The sequence below is a fragment of the Bacteroides mediterraneensis genome, from assembly GCF_025993685.1.
Lineage (GTDB): Bacteria > Bacteroidota > Bacteroidia > Bacteroidales > Bacteroidaceae > Phocaeicola > Phocaeicola mediterraneensis_A.
Window position 1 is genome coordinate 2,802,153 of record NZ_DAJPEN010000001.1, and the last position, 23,807, is coordinate 2,825,959.

A 23,807-nucleotide genomic window follows, 5' to 3' on the forward strand; every position below is an offset into this window, starting at 1 on the left:
GTCATAATCTGTTTCAACCTGGTTGTACTTTTTATTTACATGGATTTAGTGGTGGCACCCGGAGGGATACCGGGTGCCTTTTTCCTTTTCATTTCCATAATCATTTATCCACTAAATCCATCATAAAATGAAACAGAACAAGAAAACCGCTCCGGCGGAGCTGTCCTACTACGGGCTGTATCTGCTGGACTATCTGAGAAAATATCATCCGGACAAAGTATCAGACACCCCATTCATTACAGGAAGGGAGGAAGCCGCCTCTGAAACATTCGAGAAGGAAAGGACGGCGGGAAGTACGGTGGAAGCCGCACAAGAGGAAGCCATGCGCGTCCTGCTCGAAGGGTTGCACTTCTCCCCCTACGCACTGCTGCTTGAGGTGGTGGAAAACGAGTTTTCCGAAGAGGTGCAGGAACAGGAACGCGAGGCGTTCTGCCGGGAGATATTCCCGCACCTGAAAAACCTGTTTGCCGGCTATCCCACAACGGACGACACATTCGCCCTGTCGCCCGAACATGACCTGCTCTATACGGAGCTGACGGGTGCGATAATGCTTTATCTGGAGACTTATGGCGTTTAACAAGAAGCAGAAGCTCAGGGAAAACATCGAGGCGATACGGACGGCATTCACACTGGAGAAGGAACAGCGCACGCCCACCGCACGGGAACGGGCGCTGCTGGAGAGGTACTGCGGCTTCGGGGGACTGAAGTGCATACTGAATCCCGCCAGGGAACTGACGGATGCCGTACACTGGGCGAAATCAGACCTCGAACTGTTTGCCCCGACGGTGGAGCTGCACCGTCTGATACGGGAGAACAGCCGGGACGAAACGGAGTACAGGCGGTATGTGGACTCGCTGAAGGCATCGGTGCTGACGGCATTCTATACGCCGCAGGCCATTGCGGACACCATAGCGGACGTGCTGCACGACCGCAAGGTACGCCCAAGGCTGGTGCTGGAGCCGTCGGCGGGTATGGGCGCGTTCATCAGCCCGGTATTATCGAACAATCCGCAGGCGGAGGTGATGGCATTTGAGAAAGACCTGCTGACGGGCAAGTTGCTGGGCTGCTTGTACCCGCAGCAGAAGATACGCACGGAGGGTTTCGAGAAAATAGAAAAGCCGTTTCTGAACCATTTTGACCTTGCCATCTCCAATATCCCTTTCGGGGATTTTGGAGTGTTCGATGCGGAGTTCAGCCGCAGCGGTTCATTCGGCAGACGTTCGGCACAGAAAGCCATCCATGACTATTTCTTTCTGAAAGGTCTGGATGCTGTGCGTGACGGCGGCATCGTGGCGTTCGTCACCTCGCAGGGGGTGTTGAACAGTTCGAGGGTTTCCGTCAGGAACGAGATGTTCAGCAAGGCGAATCTGGTATCGGCAATACGACTGCCCAACAACCTGTTTACCGACAATGCAGGCACGGAAGCCGGCAGCGACCTGATCATCCTGCAAAAAAACCTGCAAAAGAAGGGACTGATACAGGAGGAACGGGTGCTGACCATCATACAGACGGAACATAACGGCGGACTGACGGACAACGCCTATTTCGCCTACCACACGGAACGTATCATACATACCGATGCGAAGAGGGGTACCGACCCGTACGGAAAACCGGCGATGGTATATACGCACAGCGGAGGTGTGGAGGGTATTGCTATGGACCTGTACAGGATGCTGTCGGAAGACCTGTCGGCACGGCTGGACATGGAACGCTACAACGGCATGGGGCATGAAAGAGAGGATGTGCGGCAGAACATTGCTGTACAGACTGAGGGTATTGAGGTGAAAAGAGAAAACTCCGCTTCGGTTGCGAGAGAGCTGGAGGAGGCGAAAAGAGAAAGCGGATTGCCGGATGCGGGTGTAGCGGACGGGACAAAACGGGAAGAAAACAGTGTGCAGCCGAAAGCGCAAGTGATGACCGGCATGTCACAGGAAACGCAAAGCAGACAGACGGGAGGAACGGTAATGGACCTGTATGACCTGTTCGGCTATACGCAGGAGGAAAGACGGATGGCTGAACAGGGCCTGAAACCGGACAGGAAGAAAGTCGGAAAGTACAAAGGGAAGAAACCCGTGCAGCCGACACTGTTCTCCCTGCCAGCGGAGGATACGGAAAGGACAACGGACAAGGGAAATGCGGAAGCGGTTGCCGGCATCACCCCGGAAGAGGCACGCGAAATGGACGAAATCATACGCGGCGGAACGGATGCGCCGACGGCTGCCGAAACGGAAGCGGCTGTCCCGACAACGGAAAAGACGGGGCCCGGCACCGCAACGGAAGAATCCTATGACCCGGAAGATGAAGTGTACCGCAGTCTGGACTGGGAAACGAACCCGCCCATCAACGGATTCTATGAAATGATGATGGACCTTACACCGGAACGACGTGCGGAGCTGCGCCGGCTGGGAAAGACGAAGATGGAAGCCAACACCGCCAGACAAGCGACCGGAACAACGGAGGCGAAAAGAGAAAAAGCCGATGCGGGGAAAACGGCGGAAACACAGGATACGACTGCTACGGTAGTCTATCCGGTGGAAAACGGATTCGAGGCGGAAAGAAAGCGCCGGATTGCGGAGGTGGAAGAAGCCATGCGCAGGGAGGAAGCCGCCCTGACACCGGAAGAGCGGCAGCGCAAACGGGAGGAGGAAATGATGCCGCGCCCGTTCAAGGGCATACTGGAGCCGCACCTGAAGGACGGCTCGCTGGCATGGGAATACACGGCAGGCGTACGGTTCCAGGTGGGTGTGCTGAAGGATGTCACCCGCTACGGCGCCACATTCCAGCCGCTGGACATGGACGGGATGCAGGCACAGAAGGCACAGCTATACATAGACCTGCGCAACACCTATGAGCGGCTCTATGCCTACGAAGCGGAGAAGCACGAAGAGAACGAAATGCTGCGCCGCCACCTGAACACCTACTATGACGAGTTCGCGATGCGGTACGGTTGCCTGAACGCCAAGCAGAACGTGAAGCTGCTGATGATGGATGCCTCCGGGCGCAACATGCTGGCACTGGAACGCAGCGAGAGCGGCACGATGGTGAAGGCGGACATATTCGACCGCCCCGTTTCCTTTTCGCAGGAAACGGCAGTCGCCGCGGAATCGCCGGAGGAAGCCCTGTCCGCCTCGCTGAACCTGTATGGCGGAGTAAACCTGCCCTACATGGAATCCATCTGCGACATGCCGCAGGCGGACATGCTGGAGGCACTGAAAGGACGGGTGTTCTACAACCCACTGGCAGAGGGCTACGAGATAGCCGACCGCTTCATAGCCGGAAACGTGGTACAGAAGGCCGCCGATGTGGAGGAATGGATAAGCGGACACGGGGAGCACGGGATGCTGCCGCAGGCAAGGGAGTCGCTGGAAGCACTGAAAGAAGCCATGCCGGAACAGATTCCGTTTGAGGAACTGGACTTCAACTTCGGGGAACGATGGATACCCACGGGCGTGTATGCCGCCTACATGAGCCGTCTGTTTGACACGGACGTGCGGATAAGCTACTCGGAGAGCCTTGACGAGTATTCGGTGGCGTGCGGCCACAGGACGATGAAAATCACCGACGAGTTTCTGGTAAAGGGGTACTACCGCCACTATGACGGGATGCACCTGCTGAAACACGCCCTGCACAACACCTGCCCCGACATGATGAAGAAGGTCGGCGAGGACGAGAACGGGAACGACATAAAGGTGCGGGATAGCGAGGGCATACAGCTGGCGAACGCGAAGATTGACGAAATCAGAAACGGATTTACGGAATGGCTGGAAGAGCAGTCGCCGGAGTTCAAGAAACGGCTGACGGACATGTACAACAACAAGTTCAACTGCTTCGTGCGACCGAAATATGACGGTTCGCACCAGAAATTTCCGGAACTGAACCTGAAAGGACTGGGAATCACAGACCTGTACCCCAGCCAGAAGGACTGCATCTGGATGCTGAAACAGAACGGCGGAGGAATAGCCGACCACGAGGTGGGAACCGGCAAGACGCTGATCATGTGCGTGGCAGCGCATGAGATGAAGCGTCTGGGGCTGGTGCACAAGCCGATGATTATCGGGCTGAAGGCAAATGTAAGGGAGATAGCCGAATGCTACCGCACGGCATATCCCAACGCAAGAGTGCTGTATGCCTCGGAAAAGGATTTTGCCGCATCCGGCAGGGTGCGCTTCTTCAACGACATACGGAACAACGACTGGGACTGCATCATCATGAGCCACGACCAGTTCGGGAAGATACCGCAGTCGCCGGAGCTGCAGCAGCGGATATTGCAGGCGGAGCTGGATACGGTAGAGGAAAATCTGGAAGTGCTGCGCTCGCAGGGCAAGGACGTGTCGCGTGCGATGCTGAAGGGACTGGAGAAACGCAAGTTCAACCTGCAGGCCAAGCTGGAGAAGGTGGAACATGCTATAAAGTCGAGGACGGACGATGTGGTGGACTTCAGGCAGATGGGTATCGACCATATCTTTGTGGACGAGTCGCACCAGTTCAAGAACCTGACGTTCAACACAAGGCATGACCGCGTGGCGGGTCTGGGAAACTCGGAAGGCAGCCAGAAGGCACTGAACCTGCTGTTTGCCATCCGCACCATCCAGGAACGGACGGGAAAGGACCTGGGGGCGACGTTCCTGTCGGGCACGACCATCAGCAACTCGCTTACGGAGCTGTACCTGCTTTTCAAATACCTGCGTCCGAAGGAGCTGGAAAGACAGGACATCCGATGCTTTGACGCATGGGCGGCAATCTTTGCCAAGAAGACGACGGATTTCGAGTTCAATGTGACGAACAACATCGTGCAGAAGGAGCGCTTCCGCTACTTCATCAAGGTACCGGAGCTGGCGGCGTTCTACAACGAGATAACGGACTACCGCACGGCAGAGGATGTGGGCGTGGATCGTCCGCACAAGAACGAGATACTGCACAACATACCTCCCACGCCCGACCAGGAACATTTCATCAAACGGCTGATGGAATTTGCCAAGACGGGCGACGCCACGCTGCTGGGACGCGGAAAGCTGTCGGAAACGGAGGAAAAGGCGAAGATGCTCATCGCCACGGACTACGCAAGGAAGATGGCACTGGACATGCGCATGATAGACTCGGCGTATGAAGACCACCCGGACAACAAAGCGAGCCACTGCGCAAGGGTGATAGCGGAATACTACCGCAGGTATGATGCACAGAAAGGAACGCAGTTCGTGTTTTCGGACCTGGGGACGTACCAGTCGGGACAATGGAGCGTATATACCGAGATAAAGCGCAAGCTGGTGGAAGACCACGGCATACCGGCACAAGAAATACGCTTCATACAGGAATGCAAGAGCGAGAAGTCAAGGAAAGCGGTGATTGAAGCGATGAACGAGGGATATGTGCGCGTGCTGTTCGGCTCGACCTCGATGCTCGGCACGGGCGTAAACGCCCAGCGCAGGGCGGTGGCCATCCACCATCTGGACACGCCGTGGCGTCCGTCCGACCTTGCCCAGCGTGACGGACGGGCGGTGAGAAAGGGCAACGAGATAGCGAAGCTGTACGCCGACAACCGGGTGGATGTCATCATCTATGCGGTGGAAAAATCGCTGGACTCGTACAAGTTCAACCTGCTGCACTGCAAGCAGACATTCATCAGTCAGCTGAAGAGCGGCGCGATGGGCGCGAGAACCATAGACGAGGGAGCGATGGACGAGAAGTCGGGCATGAATTTTTCGGAATACATGGCGATACTCTCGGGAAACACCGACCTGCTGGACAAGGCGAAGCTGGAGAAGAAGATTGCCTCGCTGGAGGGTGAACGCAAGTCCTTCAGCAAGGGCAAGCGCGAGTCGGAGCTCAAGCTGGAGACCAAGACCAAGGAACTGAACGGGAACACGGCGGCCATTGAAGCCATGACAGAGGACTGGAATAGGTTCCTTGCTGCTGCCCGGACAGACAAGGATGGCAACCGGCTGAATGCGGTCAGGGTGGACGGCGTGGACTCCACCGACGAGAAGGTTATCGGGAAGCGTTTGCAGGAGATAGCCAAGAACGCCACTACGGGCGGACTGTACAAATCGATTGGGGATCTGTACGGTTTCCCCGTCAAGGTAGTCAGCGAAAGGATGCTCAAAGAGGGACTGGAGTTCACCGACAACCGTTTCGTGGTCGAAGGGAACTACAAGTACACCTACAACAACGGGCATCTGGCGATGGCTGACCCGCTGGCTGCCGCCCGCAATTTCCTCAACGCATTGGAGCGCATCCCCTCCATCATCGACCAGTACAAGGCGAAGAACGAGGTGTTGGAGCGTGAGATACCGCAGTTGCAGGAGATAGCGGGCAAGATGTGGAAGAAGGAGGACGAGCTGAAACAGCTGAAGTCCGAGCTTGCCGCCCTTGACCGCAAGATACAGCTGGAACTGGCTCCTCTCACGTCCGAAAACGGACAAAAGCAAGAGGATAATGGCGAAAAAGAAAACATAGGTGTTAAAAATGATAGAGAACACCTACCAGAAGACTTTATTCGGAATCATATCCATATCGTAAAACCGGTAATACTGAACGAATCTAAAACCCACAGCAAAGGAATAAAGATTTAATGTTAAAGGCAGGTGTGTGATTTATCATCCCTGCCTTTTATTTTAATACATAAATTTGAGCCTTACAACAAATAATTTATGAATAAAAGATGCTACCTTTGCAATTAAATTAAAATACAGACAATATGGAACAATTAGATGTATTTGATTGCTCGAACATACTCATAGCAAGTTATTTCACTGACGATCGTGGTTGTGCCCACGAGAACAGGGAGCACACGCTGATTTATCTGATTTCCGGTGAACTGGAAATAGAAGAGCGGGGAAAGAAAACCGTTCTTCATCCGGGAGAGTGTGCTTTCATGCGACGCGACAACCGTATGTGGTTGCAGAAAAAAGTAGAAGAGGGAAATCCTTACCGCTCTGTTGTGTTGAAATTCTCACGACCTTTCTTAAAGGAATTTTACCAGACACTTAATCGGCAGCAGATTCCCTCTGATTCCAAGCGCGAGAAGGTGAGTTTGCGTGTGTTATCGAGTAACAGACCTGACCTCCGTTCCCTGTTTGAGTCGGTTATCCCCTATTTCGATGCAGGAGAAAAGCCATCGGAAGATGTACTGAAACTGAAAATGATTGAAGGAGTGTATGTATTGCTCAATACCGACATCAACCTGTATGCTTCGCTGTTCGACTTCGTGGAACCGTGGAAGATTGACATTTTGGACTATCTGAACGAAAACTATATGTGCGACCTTTCTATGAACGAGATTGCAAGTTACACGGGGCGTAGTCTGGCTACTTTCAAAAGAGATTTCGCAAAGGTAAGCGATTTGACACCTCAAAAATGGATTATCAAACGTCGTCTTGAAGCAGCCCATGATTTGATAAAATCAGGAAAGAAAGTGACGGAAGCCTGTTTCGACGTGGGTTTCAAGAATCTGTCGCATTTCTCTAAAATATACAAAGAGGCATATGGGGTTGCCCCATCCATGTAGTATTGAACTTCAAAACAAAACAAATTGAGCCTTGCAGCAAAATCGTTGTAAGGCTCAATTTGTACCTTTGCATTCGATGATTGAAAATGTCTTATCAATGTCAAATTAAAAAAGCGTAATATGAAAACAAAAGTAATTTCATTGATTCTATTATCAGTTTTAATGTTCCCAATTATGGCAAAATCACAAGTTAAAATCAAGCAGACCACCGGACGCGATACTCTCGGAGAGTTCGCACCGGAGTTTGCACGCCTAAACGACGATGTTCTTTTCGGGGAGGTATGGAGCCGCAACGACCTGTTCTCGCTCCGCGACCGTTCCATTGTTACCGTTGTCGCCCTCATGTCGCAGGGATTGACAGATTCTTCGTTCAAGTATCACCTTGAATCGGCGAAGAAAAACGGCGTGACCAAAACCGAAATTGCCGAAATCCTGACCCATGCCGCATTTTATGCCGGTTGGCCCAAGGCATGGGCAGCATTCCGCATGGCAAAGGAAGTTTGGATGGACACAACAGACAGTACCGCTGCCACCTCGCTCGAAGCGTATGCACAAACCATTATTTTCCCGGTGGGCAAAACCAACGATGCGTATGCCAAGTATTTCATAGGGCAAAGTTATGTGGCTCCTGTCGTGACTGATGGTGTACCCGTGGTGAATGTTACCTTTGAGCCGGGTTGCCGCAACAACTGGCACATTCACAAGGCGACCAAAGGCGGCGGTCAGACGCTCGTATGCGTTGGTGGCCGCGGCTACTATCAGGAATGGGGCAAAGAACCCATTGAACTTCGTCCCGGAGATTCGGTATATATTCCCGCAGGGGTGAAACACTGGCATGGAGCCGCACCCGACAGTTGGTTTTCACATCTTGCCATTGAGATTCCCGGTGAAAAGGCATCCAACGAATGGCTTGGACCGGTAAATGACAACGAATATTCAAAATTGAAATAATATGAAGTTATTAGCATTAATTATCATGGGATTATTCACTTTGGGCAACTCATTGAGTGCGCAGACGGCAGAAGGAAACAAGAAAATCCTTGTGGCATATTTCTCCTGTACCGGAACTACTGAAAAAGTGGCGGAAGCCATTGCTAATGAATCCGGCGGTAAACTCTATAAGATTACTCCGGCTGAAGCCTATACCTCGGCAGACCTCGACTGGCAGAACAAAAAGAGCCGCAGTTCGGTGGAAATGGCAGACGAAAAGTCGCGTCCGGCTTTGGGTGGAGAGATCATCGACCTGAAAGATTACGATATGGTATTCCTCGGCTACCCTATCTGGTGGAACTTGTGTCCCCGTCCGGTCAATACATTCCTTGAAAAGTATGATTTTTCGGGCAAGACGGTCATTCCATTTGCCACTTCCGGTGGCAGTTCGATAACAAACAGTGTAAAGCAGTTCAAAAAGCTCTATCCTAAAACTGTATGGAAAGACGGCAAACTATTGAACGGAGGTGCAAAACAGGCTGGAGTATGGGCAAAACAAGTAATCGAATAACCGCATGGAAGAGATTAGAATTGACTGTCTGAACCAGACAGAACAGGAACTTGCCGCAGCAAAAGAACTGCGGCAAGATATTTTCCGGCTTAACCATACAATGCCGGATACAGATGAGTATCAAGATTTGTTGCACAAGGTTTTTCCTCATCTTGGAGAAAACTGCCGTGTTGAGATACCGTTTTTCGGTGTCCGAACCGCCAACGTGAAATTCGGGCGTAATGTCATTGTCATGCCCGGCTGCCTGATGATGTCAGCCGGAGGAATCACGATAGACGATGAAGTGATGATTGCCGCCAACGTGCAACTCATATCCAACAATCACGATTTGGAACAACGCAATGTTATTACCTGCAAACCGGTTCACATTTGCCGTCAGGTATGGATTGGAGCCGGTGCGACTATTCTTCCGGGTGTCACTATCGGGGAGAATGCTGTGGTCGGAGCTGGTAGCGTGGTGACGCACGATGTCGAGCCGAATACGATTGTGGCAGGAAATCCGGCAAAGTTGATTCGCAAAATATGATATTTTACAAATTGAACTTCATGACAAAATGATTTGAGCCTCGCAGCAAAGCCGTTGCGAGGCTCTCTTTTTACCTTTGCATAAGAATAAAAAAACAATGATATGAACAATATTTTTGAAAGAGACCTGAACGGAGAAATGGTGTCACCCAATGATCAAGGATATGACGAACTGATTACGGACATTTTTGACACCATGAAAACTGCGACCGAAATGAACACCGGTTACAAAACACCTGCTGAAGTGCATGAGTATATGAAGCGTATCCTCGGCAAACCGCTTGATGAAAGCACAACCGTGCTTCCTCCTTTTTACGTTGATTACGGCAAACCCGTAACCATAGGCAAAAGATGCTTCATACAGCAGTGCTGCACCTTTTTCGGGCGTGGAGGAGTCATAATCGGTGATGATGTTTTTATCGGTCCGAAATGCAATCTCATCACTATCAATCACGACGTGAATCCCGACAACCGCAGTGCTACTTACGGTCGTCCCATTGTAATTGAAGACAAAGTTTGGATTGGTATAAATTCGACCATCCTTCCCGGAGTGAAAATTGGCTACGGAAGCATTGTCGGAGCGCAGAGCGTGGTGACGCACGATGTGCCACCCATGACGATAGTAGCCGGAAATCCTGCAAGAACAATCAAAAAAATCGAGATAAATCATGAATAATAATAAAGAAATCAGTCGCCGTGGTTTTCTGAAAACCGCCGCAGCATTAGGAGCAGCGTTGACCATACAACCTGCCATCAACAAGGTACAGGCGGCAAATGCCGTTCTTGGTGGAACATCCGCATCTTCGACGAGAAACAAGGATATGCAGTACCGCACACTTGGTACAGGCTCAGCTGCATTCGAGGTTTCTGCTCTCGGATTCGGTGTAATGGGCATGACCTACAACCGCAGCCAGTATCCCGACAAGAAAACTCGCCAGCGTGTTATCGCGGAAGCGGTTGACCGGGGCGTAACCTTGTTTGACACCGCCATTATTTACGGTCCTCTGAACAACGAGGAATTTGCGGGAGAAGTCCTTGCTCCCTATAAAAACCATGTTAATGTTACCACTAAGTTCGGGCATGAAGTCGTTAACGGTAAGGGAACGGGGCGTCAGGACAGCCGTCCGGAAACCATTCGCCGTTATTGCGAGGAATCGCTCCGTCGTCTTCGCATTGACTCTATACCTATGTTCTACCAGCATCGTTTCGACCGCAATACGCCGATCGAAGAGGTAGCGCAGTGCATCGGCGATTTGATTAAGGAAGGTAAGGTGCAGCGATGGGGATTGTGCGAAGTCAGCCCGGAGACCATCCGTAATGCTCATGCTGTGCAACCGCTGACCGCCATACAGAGCGAATACCACCTGATGCACCGCTTGGTGGAGGAAAACGGAGTGTTGGATGTCTGCCGTGAACTGGGCATCGGCTTTGTGCCGTACAGCCCTATCAATCGAGGTTTCTTGGGTGGTTGCATCAACGAATACACCGTTTTTGATCCGAACAACGACAACCGTCAGACCCTGCCACGCTTCCAGCCTGAAGCCATGCGTGCGAACTACCGTATCGTGAATGTACTACAAGACTTCGGTCGCACACGGGGCATGACCTCTGCACAGGTGGCACTTGGATGGCTGTTGCAGAAAGCCCCGTGGATTGTACCCATTCCCGGAACAACAAAACTCTCTCATTTGGAAGAAAATCTCCGTACACTTGATTTTACACTCTCTGAAAGTGAATGGAAAGAGTTGGAACAGCGTGTGGCAGCCATTCCGATAGTCGGCGACCGTTATAATGCCGAACAGCAGAAACAAGTAGGACTTTAATATGACATTAAAATAGACAGATAAATGAAACCGTATATTATTACCCACATGATGACTACCATAGACGGTCGTATCGACTGCCCGGTAGTAGGACAACTCAGTACAGACGAGTATTATATTGCGCTTGAACGTTTGGGAGCGTGTTCCAAACTGTCAGGACGAGTGACCGCGGAACTGGAGTGCCCGGCCGTAAATACAGAAGACAGTTCAACTTATACCGGAACCTCGGTAAGGAAGGAATCATTCCATGTAGCACAAAAAGCAAACGAATATACCATCGTAGTAGATACGCACGGTAAGATGCATTGGAAATCAAACGAGGCGGAAGGGTGTCCTGTATTGTGCATCATCAGCGAGGATGCCACGCAGCAGTATGTTGATACGCTTGACAATATGGGTATTTCATGGATTGCAACAGGCAATACACACATAGATATGCCGAGGGCGATGGAAATCCTCCATGATGAATTTGGCGTGAAACGTCTTGTCATTGTTGGCGGAGGTCATATCTGCGGCGGTTTCCTTGAAGCCGGATTGGTGAACGAGGCAAGCGTCATGATCGCACCCGGCATTGACGGGCGTACAGGGCAGACTGCCATGTTCGATGGCATAACTGACCGTGGCAGTAACCCCTACAAATTGAAATTGGAGAGCGTGGAGCAATGGGAAACTGATATTGTTTGGCTTCGTTATAAATTAAAATAATGTGTCTATGAAATTGCAAGCTATCGCCATAATGACATTCCTGACTTTTATGGATGTCATGGCATAGGAAACAACAAAATCAACAGATATGAACACTTTGGAATTAACACAGGAGTGGGACAAGACCTTCCCGCAGAGTGATAAGGTGGAACACACGAAAATCACGTTCCACAACCGTTACGGCATCACGCTTGCCGCAGACCTTTACAAACCTAAAAATGTGCAAGGACATCTGGCGGCTATTGCTGTAAGCGGTCCATACGGAGCAACAAAAGAGCAGGTGTCGGGTCGTTATGCCCAGACTCTTGCAGAGCGTGGTTTTCTGACCATCGCGTTCGACCCTTCTTATTACGGCGAGAGCGGCGGCACTCCCCGTTATCTCACATCGCCCGAAATCAGCACGGAGGATTTCAGTGCGGCAGTCGATTATCTGACCTCCCGTGAAGATGTCGATTTGGAGCGCATTGGCATACTAGGTATCTGTGGTTGGGGCGGATTTGCTCTCAATGCGGCAGCCAATGACCCTCGAATTAAAGCGACAGTAACATCCACCATGTACGATATGAGCAGGGTGAATGCCAACGGATATTTCGATGCCAACGACAATTCAGATGCTCGTTACGAGCTACGCCGACAACTGAACGACTTTCGCACAAAAGCATACCGAACAGGTAAGAATGAGCTCGACGGCGGCGTGATTGACCCCGTTCCCGAAGATGCGCCGCAATTCGTCAAGGATTACCATGACTATTACAAGACAAAGCGCGGTTATCATCATCGTTCTCCCAACTCCAACAAGGGAATCTCCAAGACCAGCGTGCTTTCATTCATAAATATGCCGCTGCTCACCTATGTTGGAGAGATCCGTAGTGCCGTGCTGATGATTCACGGAGAGAAAGCTCATTCCCGCTACTTCAGCGAAGATGCCTACAAACGACTGACCACTGACAATAAGGAACTAATGATTATTCCGGGAGCGAATCACGTAGATTTTTACGATAACCTTAATGTCATTCCATTCGATAGAATAGAAGATTTCCTCAAAAAGACCCTTGAAAAGAAATAACATCTCGTTTTAATGACGGGTATTTTATTTCTGAACTTCAGAACAAAAGACATTGAGCCTCACAGCAATTATGCCGGAGGGCTTTTACTTTAACTTTGCACCATGATTAAGAAACATAAAAAGATAGTTATATGGATAGAACAAACAGATTTGAAGGGAAAGTGGCCTTCATTACGGGAGCCGGTGGTGGCTTGGGTCGCGGAGTCGCAATAGGATTTGCTCGCGAGGGAGCAAATGTAGTCGTAACAGACTTGTCTGAAAGAGCAAATCAAGAAACTGCCCGTCTGGTGGAGGAAGTCGGAGGTAAGGTATTGGCAGTACCTGTGGATGTAACCAAGTCAGAGGACATCAAAAATGCCCTTACCAAAACGGTTGAAACATTCGGAAAGCTCGACATCGCATTTAACAATGCAGGTATAGAATATAAAATTCAACCCCTACATGAAATTGAGGAAGCAGAATTTGAGAAACTGAACAGCATAGACCTGCTCGGAGTATTCAAATCTATGAAGTATGAAATTCCTTTGATGCTTGAAAACGGTGGTGGTGCTATTGTCAATACATCCTCTACTTCGGGCGTGGCAGGTTTCCGTGGAGGCTCCACGTATGTGTCTGCCAAGTACGGTGTGGTTGGGCTTACCAAATCTGCGGCTTTGGACTATGCCGCACAAGGTATCCGTATCAATGCCGTTTGTCCGGGGGTAATTGACACTGAAATGATACGCCGCTTTTCCGGTGGCACACCTGAAGGTTATAAAGCCATGATTGCACAAGAGCCTATCGGACGTTTGGGAAAGGTGGAGGAAGTGGTTTCTACCGTACTTTGGTTGTGTTCTGAAGGGGCAGGCTTTATGGTGGGTCATGCTCTTGTAATAGACGGTGGACAGACCGTCGGCATATCAAATGATAATATTGAGCAGGAGTGATGAAGAGATTATTTTTGATTTTTATTTGCATACCCGGAGTCTGGTTTTGCACATTTGCTCAAAATTCTATCGGACATGGGCATATTGGATTATACACCATGACTGTAGGTGAGATTAAACTCACGGTTATTACCGATGGGCACTTGCCTGTGAATCCGGTACAGGCAGAATTTGCACAGCGCATTGATTCAACGAAAGTAGCAAAGACATTGGAGAATCATTTCTCTTCACCTGTTGAAGTAGATTTGGCAATGAATGTCTTGTTGCTGGAATGGGGGGACAAACGGATATTGATAGACACTGGTGCCGGTGGTATATTTGGAAATGACAGCGGGCATTTAGGTGAAAACCTTGCGTATGCAGGCTTATCGCCGAAAGACGTGACGGATGTGGTACTCACTCATGCGCATCCAGACCATATAGGTGGACTGACAGATAAGAGAAGCGGGGAACTGCTTTATCCTAACGCTGATGTGTGGATTTCTAAGGAAGAGTGCATTTTCTGGTTGGCAGATATACCGGATTTCTCAAAAAGTACCATGACAGATAAGACACATATGCAGATGCTTGTACAAGTGGCAAGAAGGAATATAAATGCAGCCAAAAACCGTTTACGAATGTATAACGATGGAGATACTTTGCTGGGATGTTTACAAATGCTTGTTGCACCGGGGCATACGCCGGGACATTCCATTGTTAAGATTTATTCCGGCAATGAAGAACTATTTCATATAGCTGACATAGTCCATTCGGAGATTATTTCCTTTGAACATCCGGACTGGATATACAATAGCGATACGGATTATAAGATGGCGATAAAAACGAGAAAGGAGATATTGGGAAAGATGGCAGAAACTAAATCGATGTTTTTTGCTTACCATCTACCGTGGCCGGGATTCGGTTACGCCATACGTAAAGGAAAGGTATTTGTTTGGCAACCGTTACGGATAGCAATACCTTACTGATAATAAAAACAATTAAAAAGGGATAGTTATGATCAATAACATAATAGATTGTATGGTGAAGCACCGCAGCATCCGTTCCTATACGGACAAGGCAGTCAGTGAAGAGGATTTGAACAGCATCATACGAGCGGTGCAGGCCGCTCCTAATTGGGTAAACCTGCAACTTGTTTCGGTCATTGCCATAAAGGATACACAACGGAGAAAGTTCTTTTCACACCTGTGCGGCGACCAGCCGCACATTGCGGAAGCTCCCGTGTTCCTGATATTCTGTGCCGATTATAACCGTGTAGACATTGCCTGTAAGGAAAAGGGACAGACGCTCGACGAGGTGATGCAGGACATTGACACGGTGATTGTTGGGGCGCATGAAACGGGCATTGCACTTGAAGCGGCGACAGTCGCTGCTGAATCGTTGGGATTGGGTACCGTACCTATCGGTGATGTGCGCAAGAATGCGCAAGAGGTTATCCGTGAATTGCAACTGCCGAAGTATGTGTTCCCGATGCTGGGTCTATGTGTCGGCTATCCGGCAAACGACCCCGGATTGAAACCACGTCTGCCGAAAGAGGCTGTTTACTTTGAGGAAAAATACAATCCAGACCTCAAGGACAAGTTGGATGCGTATGATAAAGCATACGCCAAATATTTGCTGGAGCGTCCTTGGAACAACCGCGTAGGCAACTGGTCGGATTTGGCTGCGGACTTTTACCTGCATCCGTTCCATTATCGGGGAGTAGCCAAGGCTTTGGAAAGACAAGGCTTTATATCAATCTGTAAAAAAGAGGGAGAAATATGAAAAAAAATGCAATGAAATCAATCGGCACTGCCTTATTCGCCTGCTTCTGTGTAACGGGTGGTCTTACGGCACAAGAAAATCAACTTAATACGAAAAACATTATGGAAGAAAAATTGGAATTAACTCAAGAATGGGACAAAATATTTCCAAAGAGTGATAAAGTGGAACACACGAAAGTGACTTTTCACAATCGTTACGGTATTGCCCTTGCCGCTGATTTATACAAACCCAAAAATGCACAAGGGAGGCTGGCCGCCATTGCGGTGAGTGGCCCATACGGTGCAGTAAAGGAACAAGTATCAGGCCGTTATGCACAGACTTTGGCTGAATACGGTTTTCTGACCATTGCTTTCGATCCTTCCTATTATGGAGAGAGCGGTGGGACACCCCGTAATCTGACTTCCCCAGAAATCAGCACGGAGGATTTCAGTGCGGCGGTGGATTATCTTTCCGTCCGTAAGGATGTAGATGCACAGCGTATCGGCATTCTTGGTATCTGTGGCTGGGGCGGTTTCGCTTTGAATGCGGCTGCAAACGATCCGCGCATAAAGGCTACCGTAACATCAACCATGTATGATATGAGTAGAGTAAATGCTAACGGATATTTTGACAAGATGACTGTAAATGACAGGTATGAATTACGTAAGAGACTCAGTGAACAGAGGACAAAAGATTACCTTGCCGGAAACTATGAACGTGACGGCGGAGTAGTTAATCCGGTTCCAGAAGACGCACCGCTATTTGTGAAACAATATCATGATTATTACAAGACTGAAAGAGGTTACCACCGTCGTTCTCCCAATTCAAATGACGGAATAAACAAGACAGCAACTTTGGCGTTTATCAATATGCCTATACTTTCCTATATTGAAGAAATCCGTAGTGCTGTGTTGCTTGTTCATGGTGAACAGGCACATTCCCGTTATTTCAGCGAAGATGCCTTTAAAAGATTGAAAGGTGAAAACAAGGAAATTCTGATTATACCGGGAGCGAATCATACAGACCTTTACGACAATGAAAATGTAATACCATTTAACAAGATAAATAATTTTTTTGTGAAATACCTGAATGAAATTGATGAATGAAAAACAATATGAGTAAGATTATTTTAACTCTATTATCCTGTATTGTAACATTCAATGTTATGGTACAGGAAAAAATAGTACAGACAGCAGGGCGTGACCAATTGGGAAATTTTGCTCCTAAATTTGCGGAGCTCAACGATGATGTCCTTTTTGGTGAAGTATGGAGCCGCACGGACAAACTCGGGTTGCGTGACCGCAGTTTGATAACAATTACATCGCTAATCAGTCAGGGAATTACTGACAGTTCATTGACCTATCACCTTCAATCAGCAAAAAAATAACGGAATTACGCGTATGGAAATTGCTGAGATACTTACCCTGATAGGCTTTTATGCAGGTTGGCCGAAAGCATGGGCGGCATTTCGTCTGGCAAAGGATGTCTGGTCAGAAGATACAGTGTTGCAGGATGCCAAAGCTGATTTCCAAAAAGAAATGATTTTTCCGATAGGAGAACCTAACACTGTATACGCAAAGTATTTTATCGGCAACAGTTACCTTGCCCCCATTTCTACGGAGCAGGTGAAAATTTCCAACGTTACCTTTGAACCGGGGTGTCGTAATAACTGGCATATTCACAAGGCGACGAAAGGCGGAGGACAGATGCTTATAGGCGTTGCTGGGCGTGGCTGGTATCAGGAAGAAGGCAAACCAGCAGTGGAAATATTCCCTGGCACGGTAATACACATACCCGCAAACGTGAAGCATTGGCACGGGGCTGCGGCAGACAGTTGGTTTGCACATCTCGCATTCGAGATTGAAGGAGAAAATACATCTAATGAATGGCTCGAACCGGTAACGGATGAACAATACGATACACTGAAATGAATATTTTACAGAGCTTGTAAACAAAATAGTTTGAGCCTTGCAGCAAATAGGTTGCAAGGCTTTACTTTTACTTTTGCGATTGTATAACAAATCAAAAGACTATTAGATGAAAACAAAGATTTTATGGCTGCTGACTTTGATAATGTTAACAGTTTCGGGGTGTTCGGCAGATGAAGTAAAAACAGATTTACCGGACAATTCAAACTCGGAAGAGTCTGCCGTTCCTACAGAAGACAGAAAAGCGTTAATTGTTTACTTTTCCCATACGGGAAATACCCGGACAATAGCTGGTTATATACATGATGCGGTAGAAAGCGACATGGTAGAACTTCAGACAGAAGAACCGTACACTGATGACTATGATACGCTTTTGGAACAAGCCCGTGAAGAAATAGCTGCCGGGTATTGTCCTCCGCTGGTTACGCAGATTGACAGCATTGATTCGTATGATATGATTTTCGTCGGCTATCCGATTTGGGTTGGAACAGCTGCACCTCCCGTTCGTACATACCTTACAGATTATAATCTTTCAGGGAAAACTGTAATACCGTTCTGCACAAGTGGAACAAGCTCTGCCGAAGAAAGTTACCGCCTTATCCGTTCGTTATGTCCGCAATCGGAGGTTCTAGAAGGCATACAGCTCCGTCGTGGTACATATGACACTGCAAGAGAGAGAGTAATTGCATGGTTGCAGGAAATAGGTCTTATAAATTTACATAAAACAAATGAAAAATAGGCAAGATTTATCCCGGAGAGACTTTATCCGTAAATCCATGATGGCGGGAAGTGCAATGTTTCTGTCAGGTATTTTGCCAATAAACGGGAAAGGTATGAGAGAATTTATGTCATCATGTAACAACGAAAGTGAACTGGTATATTCTGATGATATGTTAAAAGGAATTTGTGATATTCATTTGCACGCTGCACCCGATTCAAAAGCACGTTTGAAAAATGAACTGGAATTTACACAAGATGCAAAAAATGCAGGATACAAGGCTCTGCTTTTCAAATCAAATGATTTCAGCTGCCACGACCGTGCATATATCATTAGGGAAATGTTACCCGGTTTTGAAGTATTCGGCAGTCTTTGCATGAACAGAGTACATGGCGATAAGGTCAATGTATTTGCCGCACAAAAGGCAGTCAGAACAACTGGGAATTTATGCCGATGCATATGGATGCCTACACAAGATGCCGTCTATCAAAATTTGCGTTACCATAATAAAAGAGAGGGAATTCCTGTGCTGGATGATAACGGCAAGGTGTTGCCAGAGGTAGTACGTGTCATGGAGATTTGTGCAGAAGTGGATATTATTTTCGCAACCGGGCATTCGTCTCCCGAAGAAAGTATTGTTATGGCAAGAAAAGCAAAAGATGTCGGATTAAGAAAGTTTGTCGTAACACATGCCAATTCAGGTATTTGGAGAATGACCTATGACCAGATAAAACAATGTATTGAATTGGGTGCATGGATTGAATACAGCTATATAACCAATTTGTGGGGACCTGGAACCGGATTTCCTGACTTTTCCCGTATGAGCGATGAAACCTTTGCTGATTTTGCCCGGATCAATCCTGAACGCAGTTTCGTAAATACGGATTTGGGACAACCGGGAATGCCGCATCCCATAGAAGGAATGCGAGGGTGTATCAAAACTTTGCATTTCAATGGACTTTCGAAAAAACAAATAGAGTTATTAGTAAAAGACAATCCATGTAAACTTTTAGGATTGACCTATTAAGACTGAATGTAAAATGAATTATGCCCGCCACCTTTTTCTTAATCATACACTGGTTCATATATACAAAGGAGAACTTTTCTTGCGAAATCAATGCGGCGAATCGCTTGTCATAAAATCGGGGAATACTGCTTTTGTCGGTCGTGACAGCCATTTGCAACTTTACTACGAAAAGGATATGGATGATACGTGTTTAATGTCATTTCTTGAATTGCCGTTGCCGTTTTTATGCGAATTTTATCATACTTTTGATGAAAACAGCCTTGATACAAATTTGGACGCATTATCTGCAATGCATCTGCTTCCTTTACGTCCAGAAATAGAAAGTCTTTTTCAGTCATTGATTCCATATATAAAAAGCAGAGAAGAAATTTCAGGCAGGATATTACAGTTAAAACGTTTGGAGGGGGCATATTCATTACTGAATATTAACAAACGATATGCTGCCATTCTTTTTGATTTTGTCAAAACATACCGACTGAACATCTATGATTTACTGAAGCCGCAAACTACAGATAAAATTATTTGGAAGAAATTTTAATATGAACTTTCCAGCAAAGTAAACTGAACTTGTAAACAAAGTGTTTATTTCCTTTCCTTCCTATTTTTGCATTGTAGTTCTAATTTGAAAGTAATGTTGCTACAAGCAAAATTTGACTGATAAACATATAACATTAAAAGGAATAGAGATATGAAGAAAATTTTTTATTTCCTGCTGATAGCAGGACTGACATTGGGATTTACTTCTTGTGACGAAGATAATCCAGTCCCAGATGACCCGCAAACTGAAAATCCGAGTGATGGGGACAATAATGAAGATGGTGATGATAATGAAGGAACTCAAGATCCAGATAATCCGTCTTTGGCAGGAAAGACCTTGATAGTCTATTACAGTTTTACAAACAATACCCATACCATCATGACCGACTTGCAGTCACAAATTGATGCGGATATTATAAGGGTGGAACCGGCAGAGAAGGGTGTTGATTACGCTGCAGATAATTATGCGATTGGCAGTGCTTTGATTGCAGACATACGCGAAAATCCTAACGAGGCATCTTCCTATCCTGCCATTGACCCTGTGGAAGTGAACTTTGATGAATACAGTACGATTTTCATAGGTGCACCTCTTTGGTGGAGCAATATGGCAGCACCGTTACAGACTTTTTTGTTCCATTATGGCCGTGATATGGCCGGAAAGAATATTGGGTTAGTAGTGTCAAGTGCAAGTAGTGGAATTAGCGGAGTGGAATCAGATGCTAAAAGGCTTATCCCTGACGGCAATTTCCTTTCACCGAGCCTCTGGATACGTTCTTCTCAAACTTCAAACTGTCATTCAATGATTACGGAATGGCTGGAATCCATCGGATATGTAAAACGATAAAGTGATTTATATGAAAAAATTGTTTATACTATGCATGTTACTATTGCCAGCTTTCACTTTTGCAGGTTGCAGTAAAGATGAAAATGAACTTCAAACCGAAAATCCCAATGATTCGGGTAGCAATGAAGACAATAATAATCAAGAACCTGAAACTCCAGGAAACGGGAAAACTCTGATTGCATACTTCAGTCGCTGGGGTAATACAAATTATCCTGATAATGTGGACGCTTCTACAGGAGCAAGTATTATCATAAACAATGGTGAACGAGTAGGAACTACAGAACAGGTAGCCCGATATATTCAATCCGTTACAAAAGGCGACATTCATCTTATCCGTACATCTTCAGTTTATCCAACGGATTTTAATGAGGTACGTGATCAAAATCACAGGGAACAGTCTGCCGGTGCTTTACCGGAACTTGACGATGAAATAGAGGACATGGAAGAACAATACGATATTATTTTTATCGGCTATCCCAATTGGGCTATGGACATTCCCAGACCTGTAGCTTCTTTCCTTTCAGATTATAATTTTGAAGGGAAAACGGTAATACCATTTTGTACGCATGACGGCTATGGTGCAGCCGGTACATTCCGTTCTGTAGCTGAAGCCGCTGCCGGAGCGAAGGTTTTGGACGGATTTGCAGTAGAAGCATCTGACGTACCTAATGCTGAATCTGAAGTCCAGCAATGGTTGACAGGTTTAGGGATTGACTGGGATATGTCTGTCGATGGAAATGTTACGGTTAAGGCTGGCGGTCACCTGTTTTCAGCCACATGGAGAGATACTCCACTTGCCAAAGAAATACGCAGCATGTTTCCTCTTGAAGTAACACTTGGAAGATATGGACAGCGAGAGTTTTATGGCTCTATGCCCTCACGTCCGACCAATACAGAAGAGGGACAATTAGAATTTAAGAATGGCGATATTACTTATTGCCCGTCTAACAATACAATTGCTATTTTTTATGGGCAGGCAGAAGATCCGGACATGGGACAACTGACTATGCGTGTTATTCCAATAGGACAGATAACTTCTGATTTAAGTGCGTTCAACGAATTGGACAACCGTATGAATTTTATATTTGAAAATAACCAATAATAGTAGTATGAATAATCGAGTTATATTATCACTGGTTGCATTTTTTATAGCATGTTCTACTTGGACTGTTCAAGCACAAAAGAATAAGGAAGTTAATATGAAAACATCTAAAATTTTGGTTGCGTATTTTTCAGTAACAGGTACGACAGAAAATGTTGCTAAAAATATTGCAGAAATTACAAATGGCGAATTATATAAGATTGTTCCATCAAAGAGTTATACAAATGCTGACCTTGACTGGAATGATAAAAAATCACGCAGTTCTGTGGAAATGAATAATCCACAATCTCGTCCTGCTTTGAAAAGCAAAATGGACAATATTCAGAAGTATGATATAATTTTTCTCGGTTATCCGATTTGGTGGAATTTGTCGCCACGTATCATCAATACATTTATAGAAAGCCATGCGCTGAAAGGTAAGATGCTGATACCATTCGCGACTTCCGGAGGCAGCAGTATAACCAATAGTGTAAAGATACTTAAAAGAACTTATCCTGAATTGGATTGGAAAGAAGGAAAACTCTTGAACAGGACTGACAAAGACGGACTTCGTGTTTGGATAGAAAGTATCAAATAAAATCTTTAATCTTAAAATACAATTATTTATGTTTGGAATAGGAACACAGGAGATTATTCTAATAGTCTTGGTCGTTCTGTTATTTTTCGGAGGCAAGAAAATACCGGAACTGATGAAGGGTCTTGGGAAAGGTGTACGTTCATTCAAAGACGGAATGAATAATATCGAGAAAGATGTAAATGGGTCGGAACAGGTTTCTGCTAACACGGAAAAAAGAAATAATAATGGATAATGACAAGCAATCGTTTTGGGATCACCTTGATGTGTTACGTGCGGCGATAATCAGAATCGTCGCCGTAACCGTTATATTTGGAGTTTTGGCTTTCTTTTTTAAGGAACAACTGTTCGCTGTCGTTCTTGCTCCAAAAGATTCCGGATTCATAACCTACCGATTGTTTGATGTCATAAATGGAATGGTAACAGATTCTTATGTTGCTGATTTTTCCATAAGGCTCATCAATACTGGATTGGCAGAACAGTTTATCATACATATGAAAACTGCAATGTATGCAGGAGTATTATGCGCTTCTCCCTATATTCTTTATCAATTATTTAGATTCGTTTCTCCTGCCTTATATACCAATGAACGTAAATATGCGACACGGGTTGTAGGTAGCGGCTATTCGATGTTTATTTTGGGAGTACTACTCAGTTATTATATGGTTTTTCCACTGACATTCCGCTTTTTAGGAACTTACCAAGTAAGCGGAGAGGTCGAAAATATGATAACATTACAATCCTATATATCGACACTTGTAATTATGTCGCTGGCGATGGGAATTGTTTTCGAGATGCCGGTCCTGTCATGGCTGTTTGCCAAACTAGGATTCCTTTCAGCGGATTTTATGCGTCGTTATCGTAAACATGCTGTCATAATCATTCTAATTATTGCAGCTATTATTACACCGACTTCCGACATTTTCACTCTATTGCTTGTCTCCCTGCCAATGTGGATTTTGTATGAGATAAGTATTTATATAGTAAAAATAGCAACAACGTGTAAAAATGAAATTACTATTACAATATAAGATTCTGCTTGGATATTTAATATTAACGACAGTATTGGGTGGTGTAATAGCTATTTTTATACATGAACGACATCAATTAAGAGACATAGAACTAGAAACGGTAAAGATTCGCTCGTTACGTCTTGGCATAAACAAGATGCATCGCAGCATAATAGAGCTTGCCATTAGGGGTGAAAGTGTAGTTGTATGGGATAAAGCAGACTATCAGAACTATCTCCATCATCGCCTACAGACAGACAGTATACTACAAACATTG

Annotated in this window: 22 protein-coding genes and 1 pseudogene; all 23 read left to right on the plus strand. The window is 46.7% G+C overall.

The features are described from left to right. Positions 1-127: 127 nt before the first annotated feature. The gene (locus tag OIM59_RS11995; RefSeq protein ID WP_303896905.1) at positions 128-577 is read left to right on the plus strand and encodes a DUF1896 family protein; all 450 of its coding nucleotides are present in this window, start codon (positions 128-130) and stop codon (positions 575-577) included. Further along, a complete protein-coding gene (locus OIM59_RS12000; RefSeq protein ID WP_303896907.1) occupies positions 567-6,569 on the plus strand; it encodes an N-6 DNA methylase in 6,003 nt (2,000 codons plus the stop codon). Before OIM59_RS11995 ends, OIM59_RS12000 begins: the two co-directional genes overlap by 11 nt. A 125-nt stretch (positions 6,570-6,694) precedes the next feature. After that, positions 6,695-7,504: an AraC family transcriptional regulator gene (locus tag OIM59_RS12005; protein WP_303896909.1), complete on the plus strand. Its 810-nt coding sequence runs from the start codon at positions 6,695-6,697 to the stop codon at positions 7,502-7,504. 120 nt (positions 7,505-7,624) lie between these two features. Then, positions 7,625-8,455 (plus strand): carboxymuconolactone decarboxylase family protein, encoded by an 831-nt coding sequence (locus OIM59_RS12010; RefSeq protein ID WP_303896911.1) that lies wholly within the window; start codon positions 7,625-7,627, stop codon positions 8,453-8,455. 1 nt (position 8,456) lies between these two features. Beyond that, complete coding sequence (locus OIM59_RS12015; protein WP_303896913.1) at positions 8,457-9,005, plus strand: flavodoxin; 549 nt, start codon at positions 8,457-8,459, stop codon at positions 9,003-9,005. Between the two features lie 4 nt (positions 9,006-9,009). Then, positions 9,010-9,531, plus strand: coding sequence for a DapH/DapD/GlmU-related protein (locus OIM59_RS12020; protein ID WP_303896915.1), 522 nt, complete (start codon positions 9,010-9,012; stop codon positions 9,529-9,531). 102 nt (positions 9,532-9,633) lie between these two features. Beyond that, positions 9,634-10,206 (plus strand): DapH/DapD/GlmU-related protein, encoded by a 573-nt coding sequence (locus OIM59_RS12025; RefSeq protein ID WP_303896917.1) that lies wholly within the window; start codon positions 9,634-9,636, stop codon positions 10,204-10,206. After that, positions 10,199-11,353: an aldo/keto reductase gene (locus OIM59_RS12030; RefSeq protein ID WP_303896919.1), complete on the plus strand. Its 1,155-nt coding sequence runs from the start codon at positions 10,199-10,201 to the stop codon at positions 11,351-11,353. Before OIM59_RS12025 ends, OIM59_RS12030 begins: the two co-directional genes overlap by 8 nt. A gap of 24 nt (positions 11,354-11,377) precedes the next feature. After that, positions 11,378-12,058, plus strand: a complete 681-nt coding sequence (locus tag OIM59_RS12035; RefSeq protein WP_303896921.1) for a RibD family protein — start codon at positions 11,378-11,380, stop codon at positions 12,056-12,058. A gap of 88 nt (positions 12,059-12,146) precedes the next feature. After that, the gene (locus OIM59_RS12040) at positions 12,147-13,124 is read left to right on the plus strand and encodes an alpha/beta hydrolase (protein WP_303896923.1); all 978 of its coding nucleotides are present in this window, start codon (positions 12,147-12,149) and stop codon (positions 13,122-13,124) included. 131 nt (positions 13,125-13,255) lie between these two features. Next, a complete protein-coding gene (locus OIM59_RS12045; protein WP_303896925.1) occupies positions 13,256-14,050 on the plus strand; it encodes a glucose 1-dehydrogenase in 795 nt (264 codons plus the stop codon). Further along, a complete protein-coding gene (locus tag OIM59_RS12050) occupies positions 14,050-15,015 on the plus strand; it encodes an MBL fold metallo-hydrolase (protein ID WP_303896926.1) in 966 nt (321 codons plus the stop codon). Before OIM59_RS12045 ends, OIM59_RS12050 begins: the two co-directional genes overlap by 1 nt. Positions 15,016-15,043: 28 nt before the next feature. Then, positions 15,044-15,811: an NADPH-dependent oxidoreductase gene (locus tag OIM59_RS12055; protein WP_303896928.1), complete on the plus strand. Its 768-nt coding sequence runs from the start codon at positions 15,044-15,046 to the stop codon at positions 15,809-15,811. A gap of 101 nt (positions 15,812-15,912) precedes the next feature. Continuing rightward, positions 15,913-16,896: an alpha/beta hydrolase gene (locus OIM59_RS12060; RefSeq protein ID WP_303898225.1), complete on the plus strand. Its 984-nt coding sequence runs from the start codon at positions 15,913-15,915 to the stop codon at positions 16,894-16,896. 8 nt (positions 16,897-16,904) lie between these two features. Then, positions 16,905-17,721 (plus strand): annotated as a pseudogene (locus OIM59_RS12065) (carboxymuconolactone decarboxylase family protein). A 106-nt stretch (positions 17,722-17,827) separates the two neighbouring features. After that, positions 17,828-18,457: a flavodoxin gene (locus OIM59_RS12070; RefSeq protein WP_303896931.1), complete on the plus strand. Its 630-nt coding sequence runs from the start codon at positions 17,828-17,830 to the stop codon at positions 18,455-18,457. After that, positions 18,447-19,463 carry a DUF6282 family protein gene (locus OIM59_RS12075; protein ID WP_303896933.1) on the plus strand — a complete coding sequence of 339 codons (1,017 nt, stop codon included), beginning with the start codon at positions 18,447-18,449 and terminating at the stop codon, positions 19,461-19,463. Before OIM59_RS12070 ends, OIM59_RS12075 begins: the two co-directional genes overlap by 11 nt. Positions 19,464-19,476: 13 nt before the next feature. Next, positions 19,477-20,001 (plus strand): AraC family transcriptional regulator, encoded by a 525-nt coding sequence (locus tag OIM59_RS12080; protein WP_303896935.1) that lies wholly within the window; start codon positions 19,477-19,479, stop codon positions 19,999-20,001. Positions 20,002-20,151: 150 nt separating this feature from the next. Further along, entirely contained in the window at positions 20,152-20,844 is a 693-nt protein-coding gene (locus tag OIM59_RS12085) for a flavodoxin (RefSeq protein ID WP_303896937.1), read from the plus strand. 10 nt (positions 20,845-20,854) lie between these two features. After that, positions 20,855-21,946, plus strand: coding sequence for a cyclophilin-like fold protein (locus tag OIM59_RS12090; protein ID WP_303896939.1), 1,092 nt, complete (start codon positions 20,855-20,857; stop codon positions 21,944-21,946). 97 nt (positions 21,947-22,043) lie between these two features. Continuing rightward, positions 22,044-22,523 (plus strand): flavodoxin, encoded by a 480-nt coding sequence (locus OIM59_RS12095; protein ID WP_303898228.1) that lies wholly within the window; start codon positions 22,044-22,046, stop codon positions 22,521-22,523. A 28-nt stretch (positions 22,524-22,551) separates the two neighbouring features. Further along, complete coding sequence (locus OIM59_RS12100) at positions 22,552-22,755, plus strand: twin-arginine translocase TatA/TatE family subunit (protein ID WP_303896941.1); 204 nt, start codon at positions 22,552-22,554, stop codon at positions 22,753-22,755. Next, a complete protein-coding gene (gene tatC, locus OIM59_RS12105) occupies positions 22,748-23,551 on the plus strand; it encodes a twin-arginine translocase subunit TatC (RefSeq protein ID WP_303896944.1) in 804 nt (267 codons plus the stop codon). The genes OIM59_RS12100 and tatC overlap by 8 nt, the downstream gene beginning before the upstream one ends. Positions 23,552-23,807: the final 256 nt, after the last annotated feature.